Source organism: uncultured Eubacterium sp. (genome assembly GCF_945980375.1).
In the GTDB taxonomy this organism is placed as follows: Bacteria; Bacillota; Clostridia; order Oscillospirales; family Acutalibacteraceae; genus Eubacterium_R.
The window spans coordinates 20,082-37,167 of the sequence record NZ_CAMFQO010000008.1 but is presented as its reverse complement, the minus strand read 5'-3'; the positions used below and the strand labels follow the sequence as shown (position 1 = coordinate 37,167).

The following is a 17,086-nucleotide window of genomic DNA, read 5'->3' as shown; positions in this document are numbered from 1 at the left end:
CAAAAAGTAAAGGCACTCCTTGCGGAGTGCCTTCGTTGTTTGTTTTAGCGAGATTACATCTCTGCGATTGCAGCCTGTGCTGCAAACATTATTTTGTGTTACAACATAGCGATTAAAAAAGTGACATCTGTTGATTTTCGGGATATAAGTCCTTAAAAACTTCAATGCCTTTTAAATACTTTTCAAGTTCACCTGATTTTGACAGCCCTACAAATATTGCAGTTGCTCGTGCTTGACAATTTATAGATTTTAAAGGATTGAACTCAATATCAGTGAAAGCGTCATATTTCACTAATTCTTTCGCAACATCTGGGGTTTCTAATAACGCATGAATGTAAATCCAATCATAAAACAATGTCTTTGGTTCTAAAGGAAATTCCTCATCATTATATTTAAAGCATTTTAAATTACCAGAATTCTTTAATCGTTCATCTTTCTTTGCTTCAGCTGGAGTAGAACTCATCAAATCTATATAAGGTCCACCATTTTCAAAAACTTTTGATGATTGAAAAATACATTCCACTGGATACTGAAATCCGTTTTTTTCACTTGTTAGTTTTAAATTAAACGCACTTAATTGCATACCTATCGAATCTTTTGATCTTCGTGATACTTCAAGCACATTTAGATTAGGATATTTTTCTGAAAAAGCAGTATGAAGCGAGTCAATACTTTTATGCTTTTGTGTAATTGCAAAGCCTGTATAGAATTCAAAATCAATATTCACTTCTTTAAAAAAAGGTTTTTCCTCTATTGCTAAAAAGGTAGGTCGTCTTGCCATTCTATCCCCTCCCTAATACTATCATTTTTCCAAAATTTGTAGTCTAATCTGTATTTTAAATACTCAGTTGCACGTTTATCAAACAGCTCGCTTTGTATTCCTTTTTCTATCAATTCATAATAATCATGAGAATAAAGACATATTGTTTCTATGTATTTTTTATCAATATACCCTTTTATCAATATTTCTGATTGTGGATTCGTTGTATCATATTCATTAATTTTTAATTCTTTTCTAGTACTTTTATTTCCCGTTATTCTATTGTATGCAACCTCGGAAAACAACTCATCTATTGACTTTGCAAAAGGTGTATTCTTTGCTGCATTTTCAACAGATAACAATATTTCTCCTGAATTATACGTTTTTAAAAGTTCAATATCAAGAAGAATAACTGCAAAATGAATGTTTTCATTTATTTCTTTTGAATACTTGTATTTGTAATTTGGGAAAGAAATCGAACAACTGATAAAATCTAGTAACCCATCAAATCTATCTTTGTCAGGCCTTAATGAATTAATGCCATTTCTTATTTGATTAAATACAGAACATATACCATTTTTCAATATACTATCAATATTTTCAATGGGTGTAAAATGCACTAAGTATTTAACATTTCTAGCTAATAAATACTCATATATTTCTATTGGTGTTTGTTTTGGAATTATTGCCTGATTAACCTGATTTACTTTTTTTAATAAAATATCATCCTTTTCTTTCTTCACTTGGATTAACATCATTTCATATTCTTCAACAGTCATAACCTCAATAACTTTGTAAACACCTACTTTCTCAACATAAAACTCTGCACCAGATTTAAATGATCCTTCATCAATTAATCTTATTATTTCTTTTCCAATAACTGAATCTATGTTAATACAATTACAATTTGTCGGCTTTGTTTTATTACAGGATAAAACATTATATTTAGCATTAGAATTACTTCCTACTTGAATTTTGAAAACGCAATCACAATAATTCATATCATCACCTCAATAACTAAATTTTTCCCTATGTAGAATTATTTCAACGCCGAATAGTTCTTCCATAGTTTCCATTATCTTTTCTTCGTCTATACCAGCCGGATAACGATAACTTACATTATACACACCAATCAACTCTCATTATCTCACTTTTTGCCATCAATGTATTATAACGATTTGACACATTATAGAATGCAAATAATTATTTGTCAAGAAACAAAAAGAGGACGCCGAAGCGTCCTCTTAATTATTGCTATTTTTGTTACCGATTAAGCGTTCTTCTCTGCGATTGCAGCCTGTGTAATAAACAATCACTAACACCAAATGAAACGCCCGTAAAATCAGAGCTTTTTGAATTATACCCAAACAGATACATTTAAGTCAAACCATTTATATACTCTTTTCTTCGTTGATATTGCATATTGATGTTTTTTTGCATCTTCAATTGTCAATACAAAAGCTCCAATCTTAACAGGCTCACACTCCGGATTTTTAACGCCTGTTCTGATGTACCACCTGAACTCGTCTTTTGAAACCCATATTTTTTCAATAAAAGCTTCAATAACCTTTTCAGGAAGATTATCAACATCAAAGGAAGTATATTCCTCAAGCTTTTTTCTCAGATTTTTTAGCTTTGATATATTAATTTTGCAAACAGAAACATCTGATTTGTCGGAATTCAGGTGCTACATATTTTCTGCCGTTTCATTATAATACACCACACTTGTTTTCTAAACCAATGGTTGCCTCTTAATTCTCCCATAGGCAATAAACCCTCTCGTTTTATATTGAGAGGGTTCTTTTCATTTATTTACTTAGTATTGACATTGAGCCTTTGTATTTTTCTATCTTTTATTGGTAGAAAAAGGTTTATTTTAAGCAAATACAACTTCCATACATTTCACCACTGTAAAAGTAATTAAAAGATCTGCATCCCCCAGCACATTTATACCAAACATCGCAATTTGCACATTTGCCCTTGAGCATATCCCTGCGAAATTTTCTGTTATATGCAAAGGCAGTTGGTGATGTCCAAATATCAAGCAGTGTTGTTTGCAAAAGATTACCCTCTATGAATTTATCATCATACAGTGATTCACAGCCTCTTACATTCCCCACAGAGTCAATTCCTATTGTTGTAATACCTGCATTACAACCACTATACCCCATACGAACATTGCCACGAATAAGATGTTCAAGCTCCGTATGATATCCAATGTTGTCTGCAATAGCAATCTGAAAATCAGCAATTTTATTTTCTCTTGCAACAAATTCACATACAGTATGCAATTGCTCTTTTGAAGGAACAAGATATTGCTTGTCCGATGCATTACCAAAAGGAGAGCAGCATTGCAATTGCCACGCATCAATATGTAGAGCTTTGAGCTTTTTATAAAGTTCAGGTATGGTATTTATGCTTTTTGAATTAAGCGTTGATATAACCGTTGTAACAAATCCATTTTCCCTTAATAGCTTGATTGCCTCTATTGCCTTATCAAAGCTACCTTTTGTTCTGAATTCATCATGAACATCTCTGTCACCGTCAATTGACAACGAGATATGCCTTATACCTGTTTCCTTTAACTTTTCAATAATAAAATCATTTATTAAAAAGCCATTAGTAATGATGCTTGTATCTCTGCCGTTATCAACAAGATATTTAACAATATTATCCCAATCCTTTTTCAAAAAGGCTTCTCCACCAATAATGACAACTCTGCGGCAATTCATATCAACAAGCTGTTTAGCAATATTGAGGCACTGCTCTGTGCTCAGTTCATTTTCTCTTTCAGCACCTGCCTTAGAGCCACAGTAGGCACAGTTAAAATTACATTTTCGTGTTATCTCCCAAACACAAGTATCAAGTTTATACATACTATTTCCAATCCCCAAACATAATATCAGGCGGAGCATAAACAGCCAAAGTATTTGCCTTGACCATATTATCAAGTCTACTCTGAACAAATCTAACACTATTAATGTATTTCTCTGCAAGCTGATTCATTTCCACAATAGGCAAATCATCAATCAGAGTAGAATCTAATTTTGAAATACCCTTATCAATCAAATCTTTTGCTGTTTCAAGATGACTTATTGCCGATAATAATATATTGCTGCTTTTTTCAATGTCTTCAAGATTTGTGATTCCTGACATAGCAAAATACACTCCTTATTTTTAATTTTCTTCATCCCAGTTCAGAAGTACCGTGCATCTATCTTCATCACTCTCATCAAAATATTTTCCACCCATAACATCCGGAGAAGCATAAACACAAGGAATATCTTCTATATCATTTTGTTTATTAAAAGGATATGGCTTACAATGAGGACACTCTGAATGCTGAGCAGCATTGTAAAAATGTCCGTTTTCGCATCTTACAAGTTTCATTTCCGGCTTCTCCGACTCAGGAGCTTTGTCGGTTTGTTTTGCTGCCCTTTTTCCAAACAAACCCTTTAATCCTCTTTTCAACTTGCTTCCAAACACATCCGGTGAAGCATAAACACTATTACCTGAATTATCAAGTGCAACTCTCAATTCCTGCATTGTCTGGAATCTTTTATCGGGATCAATCTCTATACATTTATTAACTATGTATTCCAAGCCTTTTGAAAGGTTTGAATTTATCTGACAAATAGGCAATGTTTGACCATTATTGGTTTTAGGATCAACACCAGTAACGAGATGATGCATTGTCATTCCCAAGCCAAATATATCTGTTCTTGCATCTGTTTGTCTTGCCCCATACTGTTCAGGAGCAGCATAACCTTTTGTGCCCAGATTTTGAGTATCACATAGATTATTGGGCTTATATTCTCTCATAATACCGAAGTCAACAAGAACTATTCTACCATCAGGTTTTAATATAATATTTGCAGGCTTTATATCTCTGTGAATAAGCGGAGGCTTTTGAGAATGTAAATATCCAAGAACATCGCATAGCTGCCTTGCCCAATCAATAATATTTTCCTGTGGTTGTGCTCCATATTCCTTATAAATATCTTCAAGAGTTGCTCCTTCAATATAATCCTCAACTACACACAAATATTCATCTGTGTCAATTATATCAATAATGTTAGGAATGGCAGGGTGATTAAGTTTTTTAACAAAATTTGCTTCATTAATCATTGCTGCTATAACATTTGCAGGAGAATTCTTCTTAATGCATATTTTTGCAGCCCAAGCCTTGTTGAGCCTTTTGTCCATTGCAAGATAGGTTTTTGTAAAAGCTCCTTGACCGATTTGTTTTAGTAGCTCATACTTGCGATCAATTACAGTGCCTTCGCATATTTCAAAAGCTTCTGTTTTATCAGACTTGTCACTTTGATTTAATCTCGAAATAATTACAGTATTCAGAAGTTCAGCTGTAATAACAAAACTATTGTCCCCGAAAGCATTGATGATAATATCTTTATTCATAGCTGCAAGCTTAGGTAAGTAATCACACGGATACATATGAAGAACAGATGTATCGGGACCTTTATCGACCTCATCCTTCGTTGTAAAAATAGGAACAAGCTCTCTACCATCAGCCTCAACGGTGGAGATTTTCATTCTTACATCATTATTAAGTTGTAATTTTTGACCTTTCTTAAGTTTTGAAACATCTATACCTTCAAACATTGCTTGAGTATCAACGGATACAGGAATGTACATAGGACATATCAAAATCAATTCTATAATAGCCAATAAGAACTTTATTTTTTCTTCTTTATCCTCTGTACTTTTCCAATCCTTAATCTCCAAATGTATATACTCAATTTGTTGCTCTTCAGATAATGTTTCTGTACCTTTATTCACTTTGTAAAAAACAAGTGTTTCTTCATGGGCAATATCGATTTCATCATCCGCTGAGAGTTCATATTTTGTTTTTGGTTCAATCTTGTTACCATTGAGCCATACTCCGTTCATAGAGTCTGTATCAGCAACAAACCAAGTTGAATTTTCAAAGTAAAAACGAGCATGATGTCTTGAAATATAGTTTGAATCAAATTTAACATCACAATCATCCGTTTTTCCTACACATACAACATCTTTTTTGAATTCCAGATGTTCTCCCTTTGAAGTAATAAACAGTTTGAGGGTGTTATCATAAAGAATAACCGTCTTGTTCGGATCGATTGGTGCATATTTGTAATCCGAATCATATTTATCATTATATTCCATTTCCAAAATATTCCATCCCGGATCTCCATATGCATCTTCCCATTTTTCCTTTCCGCACTTTCTACATCTGTATGCCATAACATCATAATATCCGGAAAGACTCACATAATCGTGTTCATCGCTTTTGCAATCCAAAAATGACGCACCTTTATCGTCAGCCATAGCACGAATAATCTGAACAGATAATGTACTCATACCATCTGCATTGGGATGAGTGCCATCTACAGAATCATAAGGCAACTGATTTGCATATAAATTAATCAGCCTACAATTGTTCTCACATACACATCTTGTGATAATATCATTATATTTTTTTATGTCTTTTCCATTATATGTTTCCGGGAAAGTAAAGTTTGGATTTGATGACATATATGTTGAATTGAGAGTGCAACACCATATTTCAGAGTTAGGATAGTTCTTTTTCAACTTTTTTAACATTAATGAATATGCTGACTCGAATGAACTCTCTGAAGGTGTTAACTCCTCTCCAAGATAATCTGCGTAATAAAGCAATGTACCAAACGCCCAATCATTAGTGCCTAAATAAACAATTATAACATCAGGCTTTACATTATTTATGTGAAGTCCGTTTGTCCTTTCGTTTGAGCAAGCAGAAGGGAAAACACTATCATTATTGGGCAATTTAGCAACTCTACTACCCGACCATGAATTGTTCACGAGAAGCTCTCCACCGAAAAAGTCAATAACCTTTCCCCACCAGGTGTCCTTCATTTCGTGAATATTGGCTCTATTTGAATTATCACCTTCATAAAAAACATTATATCCTCTTGGATTATAACCCGCTAATGTGCTTATTGAATCACCTAAAATTGAAAATTGTTTTCCATAATACTTGTTAGTGATTTTCCATTCATAGTATGTATTTTTCCATTCATAGTATTTAGGAATTTCGTTTCCTGCTTTATGAATTCTACCACTTGGCATAATCGCATCTCCATAGGCATAAGCAAAAGGAGTTCCACCTGAAAATCGCTCCTTGCAAAGTTCAGATGAAATACCGTAAAATTCCAATTCAAAAGCAGTAATATTAGGACAAGCAGAAAACGGATCGTTGTTATTTGTGCTTTTTATAGCAAAAACAATTTTTTTCATATTTTGTTGCAAAACAGAAAACAACTCTTTAATTACCTCATTAAACGCTGAGGCAACAATTTCAGGCGGATTTTTAAACGCTCCACATCCAAATGCACCTAAAACAAGTATTTGAATATGGTTTTCTAATGCAACCTCAAATATATTGCGAATTCTTCTTTTGAACAGTTCATATAATGCAGCCTTATTCGTATACTTTCTTTTTGCAATATAAGGTGCTGCACAAGTTAAAACAGAAACATTAAACCACTCGTTTTCAGGCATAAGAAAAGGAACCGTATCATCAGTTTTGAACACAGTTACATTATCAGTATAAATAACTCTATCTGAGAAAAAATTATTTGTAATTTTCTTGTTGTAGTTATAGTATTCATTTATCGCTTCTGGAACAAGCAAACATGGGTAGAGGCTACTGCTTCTGCACAAGCATTCTTCCTGAGCCATAGCACCATTAACAACTCCGCCGCCAGGATTGTGAGGGTTTGCAAAGTTGAGCACACCGATTTTGCCTTGACCTACATATTCCTTTGCGGTTGCAAAGCTAGTACCCTCGCAAACAGTAATAAAATCACTTTCAACAAGTCTTGCCTGGTAATCATATTTTGAAGCTTCGCTTCTGAAATTTTCTTTATATACTTTTGTTGATTTCTTTGCCTTTTCAGTAGCCTTTGACAATGCTGAAGTTTCGCACATTTTCAAAGTATCCTGAAAGCAATTAATAAGTTGTTCGTTCATAAAATGTCACCTTTTCAAACATTAGACACTATACTTCAAATATGTTTCTTAAAAAGGGTTGCCGCTTCACTGGCAACCCTCTTATTACGCTTCAATATATTTTGTAAAATCGGAATTATATTTTTCTAACAACAGTTTATTTGTAGTTTTTGTAACTACTTTTACCGTTGATGTTATATCTTTTTTGCCAGGTTTATATCCGGCATTAATATACATATAAATAGCAAACAAAACTGCTATTTCACCTGAAAATTCATCTTGTGCAAAAATTTTGTATGTATGTAAATCATTATATACAACACAGTCTTTTTCTATTTGAGCAATTTGAGTATTGTCCTGATAAATAGGTGATTTGCTACCATCTGTACCAAGACCAATTGGAAATAAATCGTATGTTATTCCTGCTTTTTTCATTTGATGATAATCAAATTTTTTGAATAGCCCTCCATTAAATTTGGTTTGATAAACAATACCATTTTGAACACCATTTTTATCTATAATATATGGTCTAAAGGGGTGAGCCATTTCAATAATATCTGATTTTCCGAAACGCATTTCAAAACTATGCTCAAATAGTTTTCCTGTTATATTTGCCTCCATTGAGCCAAGAGAACCTTTAAGAGAAAAATCTCCAACCTGAACATTTCCTCTGTTTATAACAAAGCTCGCTGCAAACAAATCTTTTGAAACTTGTACAACATCAAGTATCATAGATGAATTTTACTCCTTTGGAACAATTACACCGTCTTTAATTTCTAATTCACCAAGATTGTCAAGAACGGTAGTTCTGAATTCTAATTCTTCCTTATCCTGAAATCCAAGAAAATATACGGTATCTATTGCATCCCTGTTAAAGAAAAACATTGATGTTGGATCAACGATTCCTTCAGGATAATAACAAGCAGAATAATCATAGATGGTATCATCGCCTTCTTTTGCCTGAATGCGACCACAAATCATTACTCTTTTGTCACCACCATTTAATAACACAACAGATCCAATTGGTAATAAGTCTTTATACATAATTAGTACCTCCAGATTTTGCTTAATTATATCACATTACATTTATTTTATCAATTATGCGAATTGTAAATTACAACTATTGGTAACAAAATAATTATTATTTCTTTCCCGTTAGTGAAAAGTCACTCCAGTCAATGCTTATTTCAACACCGCCACCTAATCCTAACGCTCCACCAATTTTTCCAGAAACTCCACCTGTTGTAGCCTTTCCTTCTGCTGAAATTCCAACAGCTCCTGCTTTTCCTTCAATACCTGCATCAATTTTTATGCCAAATATAGAAAAGCCACCTGAAACGCTTCCTTTAGCCAAATAAGCTTCTGCACCAACTTTACCTTTGACGCCGAGTTCTGTTTTTGTTGCACCAGTAGTTTCATCTTTGTAGGTTATAACACCAGCACTTCCACCAGCTTCTGCTTCAGCACCAAGTAAAGTTCCTTTGCCCTTAACATGGGCGTTATGCTGATCTGTGCCAAATTTAACTTCAGCATTTCCTTTTGCAGCAGCAGCTTCTGCTTTCACTTTTGCATCAAGTGACGGAGAGAATTTACCTTCTTTAAACAAAGTAGCTCCTACCTTACCACTTGCACCAACAGAGCCGACTGTTCCTCCGATTTCTCCACCAAGCAAGCCTATATTGCCTTTGATCTTACCTTTTGCGAGATGTCCTTCCGCTTCAATGGATTTCTCAATACCAGCATCGCCCTTTTCCGGACTCCACTTTGCTTTTGATTTTGTTTTAATAGAGCCTCCAATTACATCGCCTTCGGCACTTCCAGACGAGTCAAAGCCAAGCACTTTTCCTTCTGTCGATTTTTTGCCCTCAGCTACGGAACCTTCCAACTTCCAATCATCTTTCAAGATTTGCTTAAAGGTACTATCACTTTTACCTTTTTCAGAAACCTTTGTTTTATCTTTTGTCTGTTTAGTTGAGTCTGAACCACCAAGTCCTCCGACACCTAAACCAATTACACCAAGTCCCTTAATTTTACCCGTTAGAGCATTTTTCATGTTCATAACACGAGCATCAGCTCGGTAATAACTATTTGCTCCATTTTCTACCATATTTCTTATATTGGTAATTCTGCTTTCAATATTTGACAACTGAGAAGAAACACTTGACAATCTGTTTCCTAAATTGTTTCTACCTAAAATTCTGCTATCAATCTGCCCACGAGTAGAATTTAGTGAGGATCTTGTATTAGAAACTGTAGTTTTTGCCGAATTGATTGTAGGACTTAATCCAATAACCCCTCCGACATTTATTACTGTCTTTGCCATTAAGTCCACCTCCTAAAAACTATTGAAATCGTATTTATCGAGGTGTTCCACATTTAGGACAAAAACGCTCTGATGCACTAAATTGAGTAGCACATTTTTTACAAAATGCCATATTACCATCTTTAGACTCATTTGAAGCAGGCTGTGAACTACTTACTGTTGGTGTCGTATTTATTGATGGCATAGTAGGGAAGCCTTCATTGTTTTTGTTTAGCTTTATTAAGAGAATAAGAATAGCTACTCCAAGTGCTATCAAAATTGCTAAACCTACATAAATTGCTATAAACTCTGGATACATCAGCCTTTACCTCCTTCATTGCTATTCCAGTGGGTATTTCTACCCACTGGAATTATATCATTTTAGAATGTTTGTGTTTCCTCATCATCATCTTTCTTCTTTTTCTTACCAAAGACAATGAATGCTGAAACACCTATTGCTACTACAACTACACCTACAATAGAACCGATAAATAAAGGAGTATTATTGTACCAACGAACAAACCAATTCGTTGTTACAAGGAAGTCCTCTACAACAAGTTCGTGTATATTTCCAGCAGCATCTGTAGCAACAAACAATACGCTTTGCTTTTCATTCTTTTGAGGAATATCAAAGGTGTATGTTTCGCCTTCAACTGTATATTTTATTTCATTACCCGGCTTAACTTCATTACCATAGTAAATAGTAACCTTATCAAGAACAAGGTTGTCCTTAATTTCAGCTTTTACAGTCTTAACTTCAACAGGGTACTGTTCGCCATTTTCTAAGTCAATTGGAACGATTATTGGCTTTGTTGTATCAATACCAAATGAAATTTCAGCAGATTTTGTTTCATCAGTATTATCATTGTTGTTTCCTGCAATATCCTTTGATAAGACTCTAAGTCTGTATTTACCATCACTATCAATCAATGATTTGTGAACGGTGTATTTATACTGACTCCACTTTCCGTTACCACCTGAAGGATCAACATCATAATCAGTACCTTCTTTAAGGTCAACTGGAGTTCCGTCCTTAAACAGAGTAAGTTTAACGCTACCTTTTTCAAGAGTATCTACATTTGTTTCGGTAAAGATAATATCTTCCTTAACATTTGTAAATTTACCTTCGATTCCAAGCAAATAACGATCAAATGTATATACAGAACCGAATCTGTTTGCAGAGAATGTAATTACCTTTGATGTTTCATTACCAGCATAGTCTGTTAATGTAGCCTGTAAAGTGTATATATCATCAACCTTCTGAACTTTCTCAAAGTCCTTATAAGTAAGTTCCTGACCATTATCTATAGCCTTTGTTGATGATTCGTAGTCAACCTTTGAATTCTTTGCACCAATAAGCTCAATCTTAACAGCATCCTTGTTAAAGTTTGTATCGGTACAAGTAACAATAGGAGCTACTGTGCCATTGTTAGCTGACTTATCTTCAACACCTGTAATTTCAAGTGTAGGAGCTGTCTTGTCAATGCAAAATTCATCAACAGGAACTTCATCCATAGCATTACCAGCCATATCTAAGAACTTAATCTCAAATGTGTATTTTGCATCAATTGAATAATTAATCTTAGCTACATGGACATCGCCTTTATCTTCCCAGTCAACATCTGCATTAAGTTGTGCAGGGAATGTAATTGGATTTCCATTATCTGTTGCTGTACCTATAACCTCAACTCTTGAAGCATCAAAGTTGTGTTCTGTAATGGTAATTGTTGCTGTTCTGTCAGCTTTAAAGTATCTGTAGTTATTGCCATCCTTTAACGCATCATCATTATCGTAAACAACGCTCGTAAGTACAGGAGCGGTCTTATCAATTGTAAATGCGTGCTGTGCAAACTTATCAGCAGGATTTTCTGCACGATCAGAATAACTAATATCAAAGGTATAATCTCCGTCTGCAACATAATCAATTGTAGCAGTATAATATGTTTCATCAGGAGCTTCTGTATTTTTGTGTGCCTCCCAACTTGAAATTGTTGGAATTACACCATCAGTGTTAGTAATGTTATAAATAACATCCTTTTCATTAAAGTTTCTTTCTGTAATCTTTACTGTAGCCTTACGATTTGCCTTATAAATATCCTTATATGACTCATCCGGCGTATTATTATCATAAGTAACTTCAATAGCTGGCTTTGTTGTGTCAATGCTAAACTCAATTTCCTGTTCAGATGTGTTACCAGCTCTGTCAGTCATCTTTACAGTAACCTTGATGTTATTACTGTTGTTATTTACAGTAATCTTTCTTTCCATTTCTGTTACAAGGTTGTTTTCTGTCTTTATCTGCTTCCAGCCTTCTTCACTATCATCAGTATAAGTTTTGTCATTGTTTACAGTAACCTTACCACTCTGATTATTATCAGTATCATAAGGAGCAACAACCGACCATTCAATTTCACGAATACCAGAATATGTATCTATTACATTGATTGTAACAGGTACCTTGCCTGCATAAAGCTCTGTGCCATCTTCTGTTGTGAATGATGAAGCTTCTTTTGTGAACTTAATATGTTCTTCATCGTTATGTTTTGCAGCCGATTCAAGAATAGATCCATCCGGTTTAACAGGAGCAATACTTGTTCCATTATAAGCCAAAATAGAAGTATTATCAGCGTTATCAATTACCCATGCATAAATTTGACCTTTGAAATTGCCTCTGATTGGGATTATTGCTTGATGTTGGTCGGCTTTATACTCTGCTACCGTATAACCTTCTGTTGTTGAACCTGAAGCAACAGGCTTATCAGGCTCAGAATAATCAACTGTGTAATATCTTACTTCACAAGCATCAGAAATATCCTTAACGCCTTCAACAGTATCATCAACAGTTACAATAACATCTACATCGTTTTTGAAATAATATCCATAGTCAGTTTCTTCAACAACGCCTTCTGAATCCTTGCCAAGTTCAAAGCTTACGATTTTTGCTGCTGTTGTATCAACATAGTATGTAAATTCTTTTGTGGCTGTATTTCCACAGTTGTCAGTAACTAATACTGAAATCTTATATTGACCATCGCCCTGATAAGGAATATTGTCATCAGAATCTGTGCCGAAAGTCAAATCAATATGGCGATTAGGCTCAGCCTTAGTTGCATCTTTATCAATACCAAGACCTTCGTTAAATGTCACAGTTTGATATGCTTTTTCGCTTTGATTGTAATATGCATTAACTACAACAGAATATAAACCTGAGTTTATATCTCCATTTGTTTCATCAGTTACATCAAAAGGAATTGTAATGTCCTTACTATTATACCAATTTTTAGTATTTGCAGTTGGTGTAGTAGTATTAACTGTTATATCTGATATATGTGGCGGCTGTTTTTCAGTCATAATTAAGCCATTATCATCCTTCATTTTGTCATTTTCGGTATTTGGAAAACAATTTGCTTTGCTTGCCATTGTCTCAGCTGAAGCATTTCCGGCATTGTCGTATACTACAGCTTTAATAACTCCTTTGAAGTCCATTGGAATTGTTGTTGATGCTGTATATGTATTATTCTCATCAACATTGACATCAACCGATATAGGTTTTCCAAACTTATTACCCAATGCATTATCACTATACATTTGGAATACAATTTTATTGCACTGGGAATTAGCATTGCCATTTGTATCAGAAACAGTTGCTGTTACTTTAATTTCTTCATTACAGAAAAGTCCAAATGTTAAGAAGTTTATAACTTTTGCTGGTGCCGATGCATTAAGCTTTTCAAATGCAAATCCATCAATATTCGGTTCAGCTGTATCAATTCTTACAACAATATCTTTTGCCAATGAAATATTGTTAGCTTTGTCTATTGCATATACATAATATGTTTGATTTTGCTCGACGCTCTTATCTATAGTGAATACATACTTTCCACTTTCGAGCTGTGCAACTGTCGAAAGACCACGAATAGCATCATCATCTAAATCGTTTGATGTTGTGTATACCACACGGTCAATTGGAGATGCTCCGGTTTCGATTGAAGCATTTACACTAACCTTAACATTATCATTATGCCAATCCTTTGATGGTTCTTTTTCAACTGAATTAATTATTGGTAAAACCCTTGTAATCTTAACATCTATTGATTCAGCTTTTGAAACATTACCGGCATTATCAATAGCATATACATAATATATTTCGGTTTGTGATTCAGTTAAATTAAATGAATACTCATTACCTGATAATGTAGCAGTATTATCTGAACCCAATGCTTTAATCTCTTCATTAGTTAATGAAGCATTAGTGGTATAAACTACTCTATTAATTTTTGAAACTATATTGCTGTCTGTTTCGTTGCTATCTGATACTTCTCCACTAACTATTGTGTTTTCATTTGTCCACTCTCTATTAGGTACTTTGCTTATGTTTTTCACAACAGGGGCAGTTTTGTCTATTTTCACCTTAACTGCTTTAGCTGATGAAACATTTCCAGCCACATCTACTGCATAGATATAGTATGTTGAATTTTGCTCGCCGTCAACAGAATTAAAACTGAATTTTCCATCAGCAATTGCAACTTTATTTTCTGTTGCATTTAAAACAGCATCATTATTTAAGGTTGCATCTTTGTTCCAAACAATATAAGAAAGACCTGAAGACGGGTTCTTTTCTTCATTTTTATCTGTTACTGTACCTGTAATTTCAACATTATTTGCATTAGTCCATTTAAATTCAGATTCTGAAACAGAAATTTCTGGAACATCATTGTCAATAACAATAGTATATTTAACTGGTTGATCCGAAGCTTTTATTGCATCCTGTGGATTAATTGTATTTCTATCGTTTGGTTTAACCTGAACATTAGTTAATTCAAAAGATTTTGATACAGTTACACTACTGCTTCTCGGATTGTACCATCCGTTGTCATTTGTTTTGAACTGTGAATAAACAAATTGCAATTCGATATTTTGATTTCTGCCTCTTTTATCTTTGTTTTGATTTGTAAAAACAATTTGTGAGCCAGATTTTAATACAATTGTGTTGCCAACAGTCTTAACAACTAATCCGTCAGTATTGCTACTATTTAATTCACTTATAGAATTAAGTTCATTTGTACCATCGTTAAAGACTATTGATTTAGTACCGTTTTTTATTTCAAGTTTGACATTGTCTTTAAATGAATATAATTTATCGTTTATTTCATAACTTACATTAAAGTTAATAGTATCACTTACATCCTTAACTATAACAACATATGCTGCTGCATCATTATCATATTCGTATGCTGTTGTAACATCATTAACTTTAACTTCATTTATTATGTAACCTTGTGTATTTTTTATTTGGAATTTTAACTCATCACCATAATTTGCTTTTGTTGCAACTTTATTAGTGCTTCCTGAAACAGTTACTGTACCTTTATCAGTTTCATTATCAATATTAATATCATATTGGTTAAGTGCAAATTCAGCTTCAAAGGTATAGTTTTTGTTCATTTCCAAAGCTATTGCTTCGGAACCTTCAAGACTTTTGTTGTTCTCGGTATAGTTTTTTTCTTCCTTTTTATCTGCTTCAAGGTCACCTTTATAGGATATTTTTGAAACACGATATGTTGGATTCGGTATAACCTCAACTATAACCTTTGTCGGATTTGTAGGATCTGTAGATTCGTTAAATTCTTTTTCAAGATTTACAGAACCACCGGCAACTGTTTGCTTTGTTCCATCGGTATATTCAACCTTACCATTTTCATCAACAGTAAAGGATATTTTATAAGTTTGTCTTTTGAAAGATACAACTACAGAATGTGAAGCAGTAATGTTTGAAAAAGAATATGAATATTCTTTTTGAGCAGTTGCAGAAGTTTGTTCAACACCATCTACTTTAAAACTGTCAATACGGTAGCCATCCTTTGCTGTTGCAGTAACTTCTTTTGAGTCATTATATTTAACCGTACTTGTTTCTGTAATATCGCCATGCGAATCAGAATTTGTAGTAATATTAAATGTTTTAATTGCAAATTGTAAAGAGCTGGCAGGCTGAGTAGCCGATAAACTGCTAATTGTTGTTGAAGCCTTTTCGTACTTAGCTTCCTTTGCAGTTGCAGTAATAGTATAGTCTTTACCCTTATATGCTGTAAAACTATATTCACCATCAGCATTGGTTGCTGTTGTTTCCGTTATGTAGCCAGTAACCTTTACTGTAGCGTCCTTATAAGGATTGCCATCTTCATCTGTTACAGTTCCTTTGAGTTCAACTTTCGGAATAGCAACAAGGCTAACATCCGTATTAGCATCACCACTTGCAGGAGTAATTTCAAAATCAGCTACAACTTCATAGCCAATTTTTTCAGCTACTGAAACAGTATATGTTTCGTCCTCCTGAACAAAGTTTTCAAAGGTTGCCACACCATTTACCGTGTTCTTTGTAGAACTTTTGTCATTGTCTGCTTTGTTTGTCAGGGTGATTTCAACCCCGTCAAGGTCAATGGTTGATGAACCATCGGTCAAAGTAACAGTATAACCATCGACTGCTGCTGCAAATACATTGACAAGTGTTCCCAAAGGAATCATTGTTACAAGCATTACAACAACCATAATAGCTGCCATTACTTTAGATGTCTTTTTCTTAACATTACTCAACATCTTGTTTTACCTTCCTTTTTACAAAATAATTTATATATCTAAAGTTTTTTCCGTTTAGAATAGTGTGAAGCCTAAACGATAAAACCAAAAGAAAAATAAATATGTATTGAACTGACTTTTCTCCAACTTTAACAATCATTAACAATGATAAAATTATCAATGAAACAAAGAAAATCAAATCAGCAATAGCTCCATACTTGTTTTGCAAAAACGAGATGAGTCCTATTTTTGCATTCAATTTACGATAATTTCCTTTGTTCAATATTTCTTTTCTTATTTTGTTTGATTCCCAAAAGAAATATTGTTCAGCAACTAAACCAAGCCAAAATATTAAGGGAAACACGATTTTAATCATTAGATAAGATTTTTCATTTCCTACAATAAACATACTTGGGACAATGGCAATGCTTGATATGAAAGAAAAGATTATTGTTAAT

11 protein-coding genes are annotated in these 17,086 nt (G+C 33.8%); all 11 read right to left on the bottom strand.

What is annotated here, in order from left to right:
- Positions 1–112 precede the first annotated feature (112 nt).
- Positions 113–781 (bottom strand): hypothetical protein, encoded by a 669-nt coding sequence (locus Q0P34_RS03930; protein WP_294953181.1) that lies wholly within the window; start codon positions 779–781, stop codon positions 113–115.
- Positions 757–1,761 carry a DarT ssDNA thymidine ADP-ribosyltransferase family protein gene (locus Q0P34_RS03925; protein ID WP_294953178.1) on the bottom strand — a complete coding sequence of 335 codons (1,005 nt, stop codon included), beginning with the start codon at positions 1,759–1,761 and terminating at the stop codon, positions 757–759. Before Q0P34_RS03925 ends, Q0P34_RS03930 begins: the two co-directional genes overlap by 25 nt.
- A gap of 870 nt (positions 1,762–2,631) precedes the next feature.
- Positions 2,632–3,636, bottom strand: a complete 1,005-nt coding sequence (locus Q0P34_RS03920; RefSeq protein WP_294953175.1) for a radical SAM protein — start codon at positions 3,634–3,636, stop codon at positions 2,632–2,634.
- Between the two features lies 1 nt (position 3,637).
- The gene (locus Q0P34_RS03915) at positions 3,638–3,916 is read right to left on the bottom strand and encodes a hypothetical protein (protein WP_294953172.1); all 279 of its coding nucleotides are present in this window, start codon (positions 3,914–3,916) and stop codon (positions 3,638–3,640) included.
- 21 nt (positions 3,917–3,937) lie between these two features.
- Positions 3,938–7,774, bottom strand: a complete 3,837-nt coding sequence (locus Q0P34_RS03910) for a TIGR02452 family protein (protein ID WP_294953170.1) — start codon at positions 7,772–7,774, stop codon at positions 3,938–3,940.
- A gap of 84 nt (positions 7,775–7,858) precedes the next feature.
- The gene (locus tag Q0P34_RS03905; protein ID WP_294953169.1) at positions 7,859–8,485 is read right to left on the bottom strand and encodes a hypothetical protein; all 627 of its coding nucleotides are present in this window, start codon (positions 8,483–8,485) and stop codon (positions 7,859–7,861) included.
- 9 nt (positions 8,486–8,494) lie between these two features.
- Positions 8,495–8,797, bottom strand: coding sequence for a DUF4176 domain-containing protein (locus Q0P34_RS03900; RefSeq protein WP_294953166.1), 303 nt, complete (start codon positions 8,795–8,797; stop codon positions 8,495–8,497).
- Between the two features lie 97 nt (positions 8,798–8,894).
- Positions 8,895–10,076, bottom strand: a complete 1,182-nt coding sequence (locus tag Q0P34_RS03895) for a hypothetical protein (RefSeq protein WP_294953163.1) — start codon at positions 10,074–10,076, stop codon at positions 8,895–8,897.
- A gap of 34 nt (positions 10,077–10,110) precedes the next feature.
- Complete coding sequence (locus Q0P34_RS03890; protein ID WP_294953160.1) at positions 10,111–10,374, bottom strand: hypothetical protein; 264 nt, start codon at positions 10,372–10,374, stop codon at positions 10,111–10,113.
- Positions 10,375–10,436: 62 nt separating this feature from the next.
- On the bottom strand, positions 10,437–16,613 hold the full coding sequence (locus tag Q0P34_RS03885; protein ID WP_294953158.1) for a carboxypeptidase-like regulatory domain-containing protein: 6,177 nt from the start codon (positions 16,611–16,613) through the stop codon (positions 10,437–10,439).
- 25 nt (positions 16,614–16,638) lie between these two features.
- Positions 16,639–17,037, bottom strand: coding sequence for a hypothetical protein (locus Q0P34_RS03880; RefSeq protein ID WP_294953157.1), 399 nt, complete (start codon positions 17,035–17,037; stop codon positions 16,639–16,641).
- Positions 17,038–17,086 lie beyond the last annotated feature (49 nt).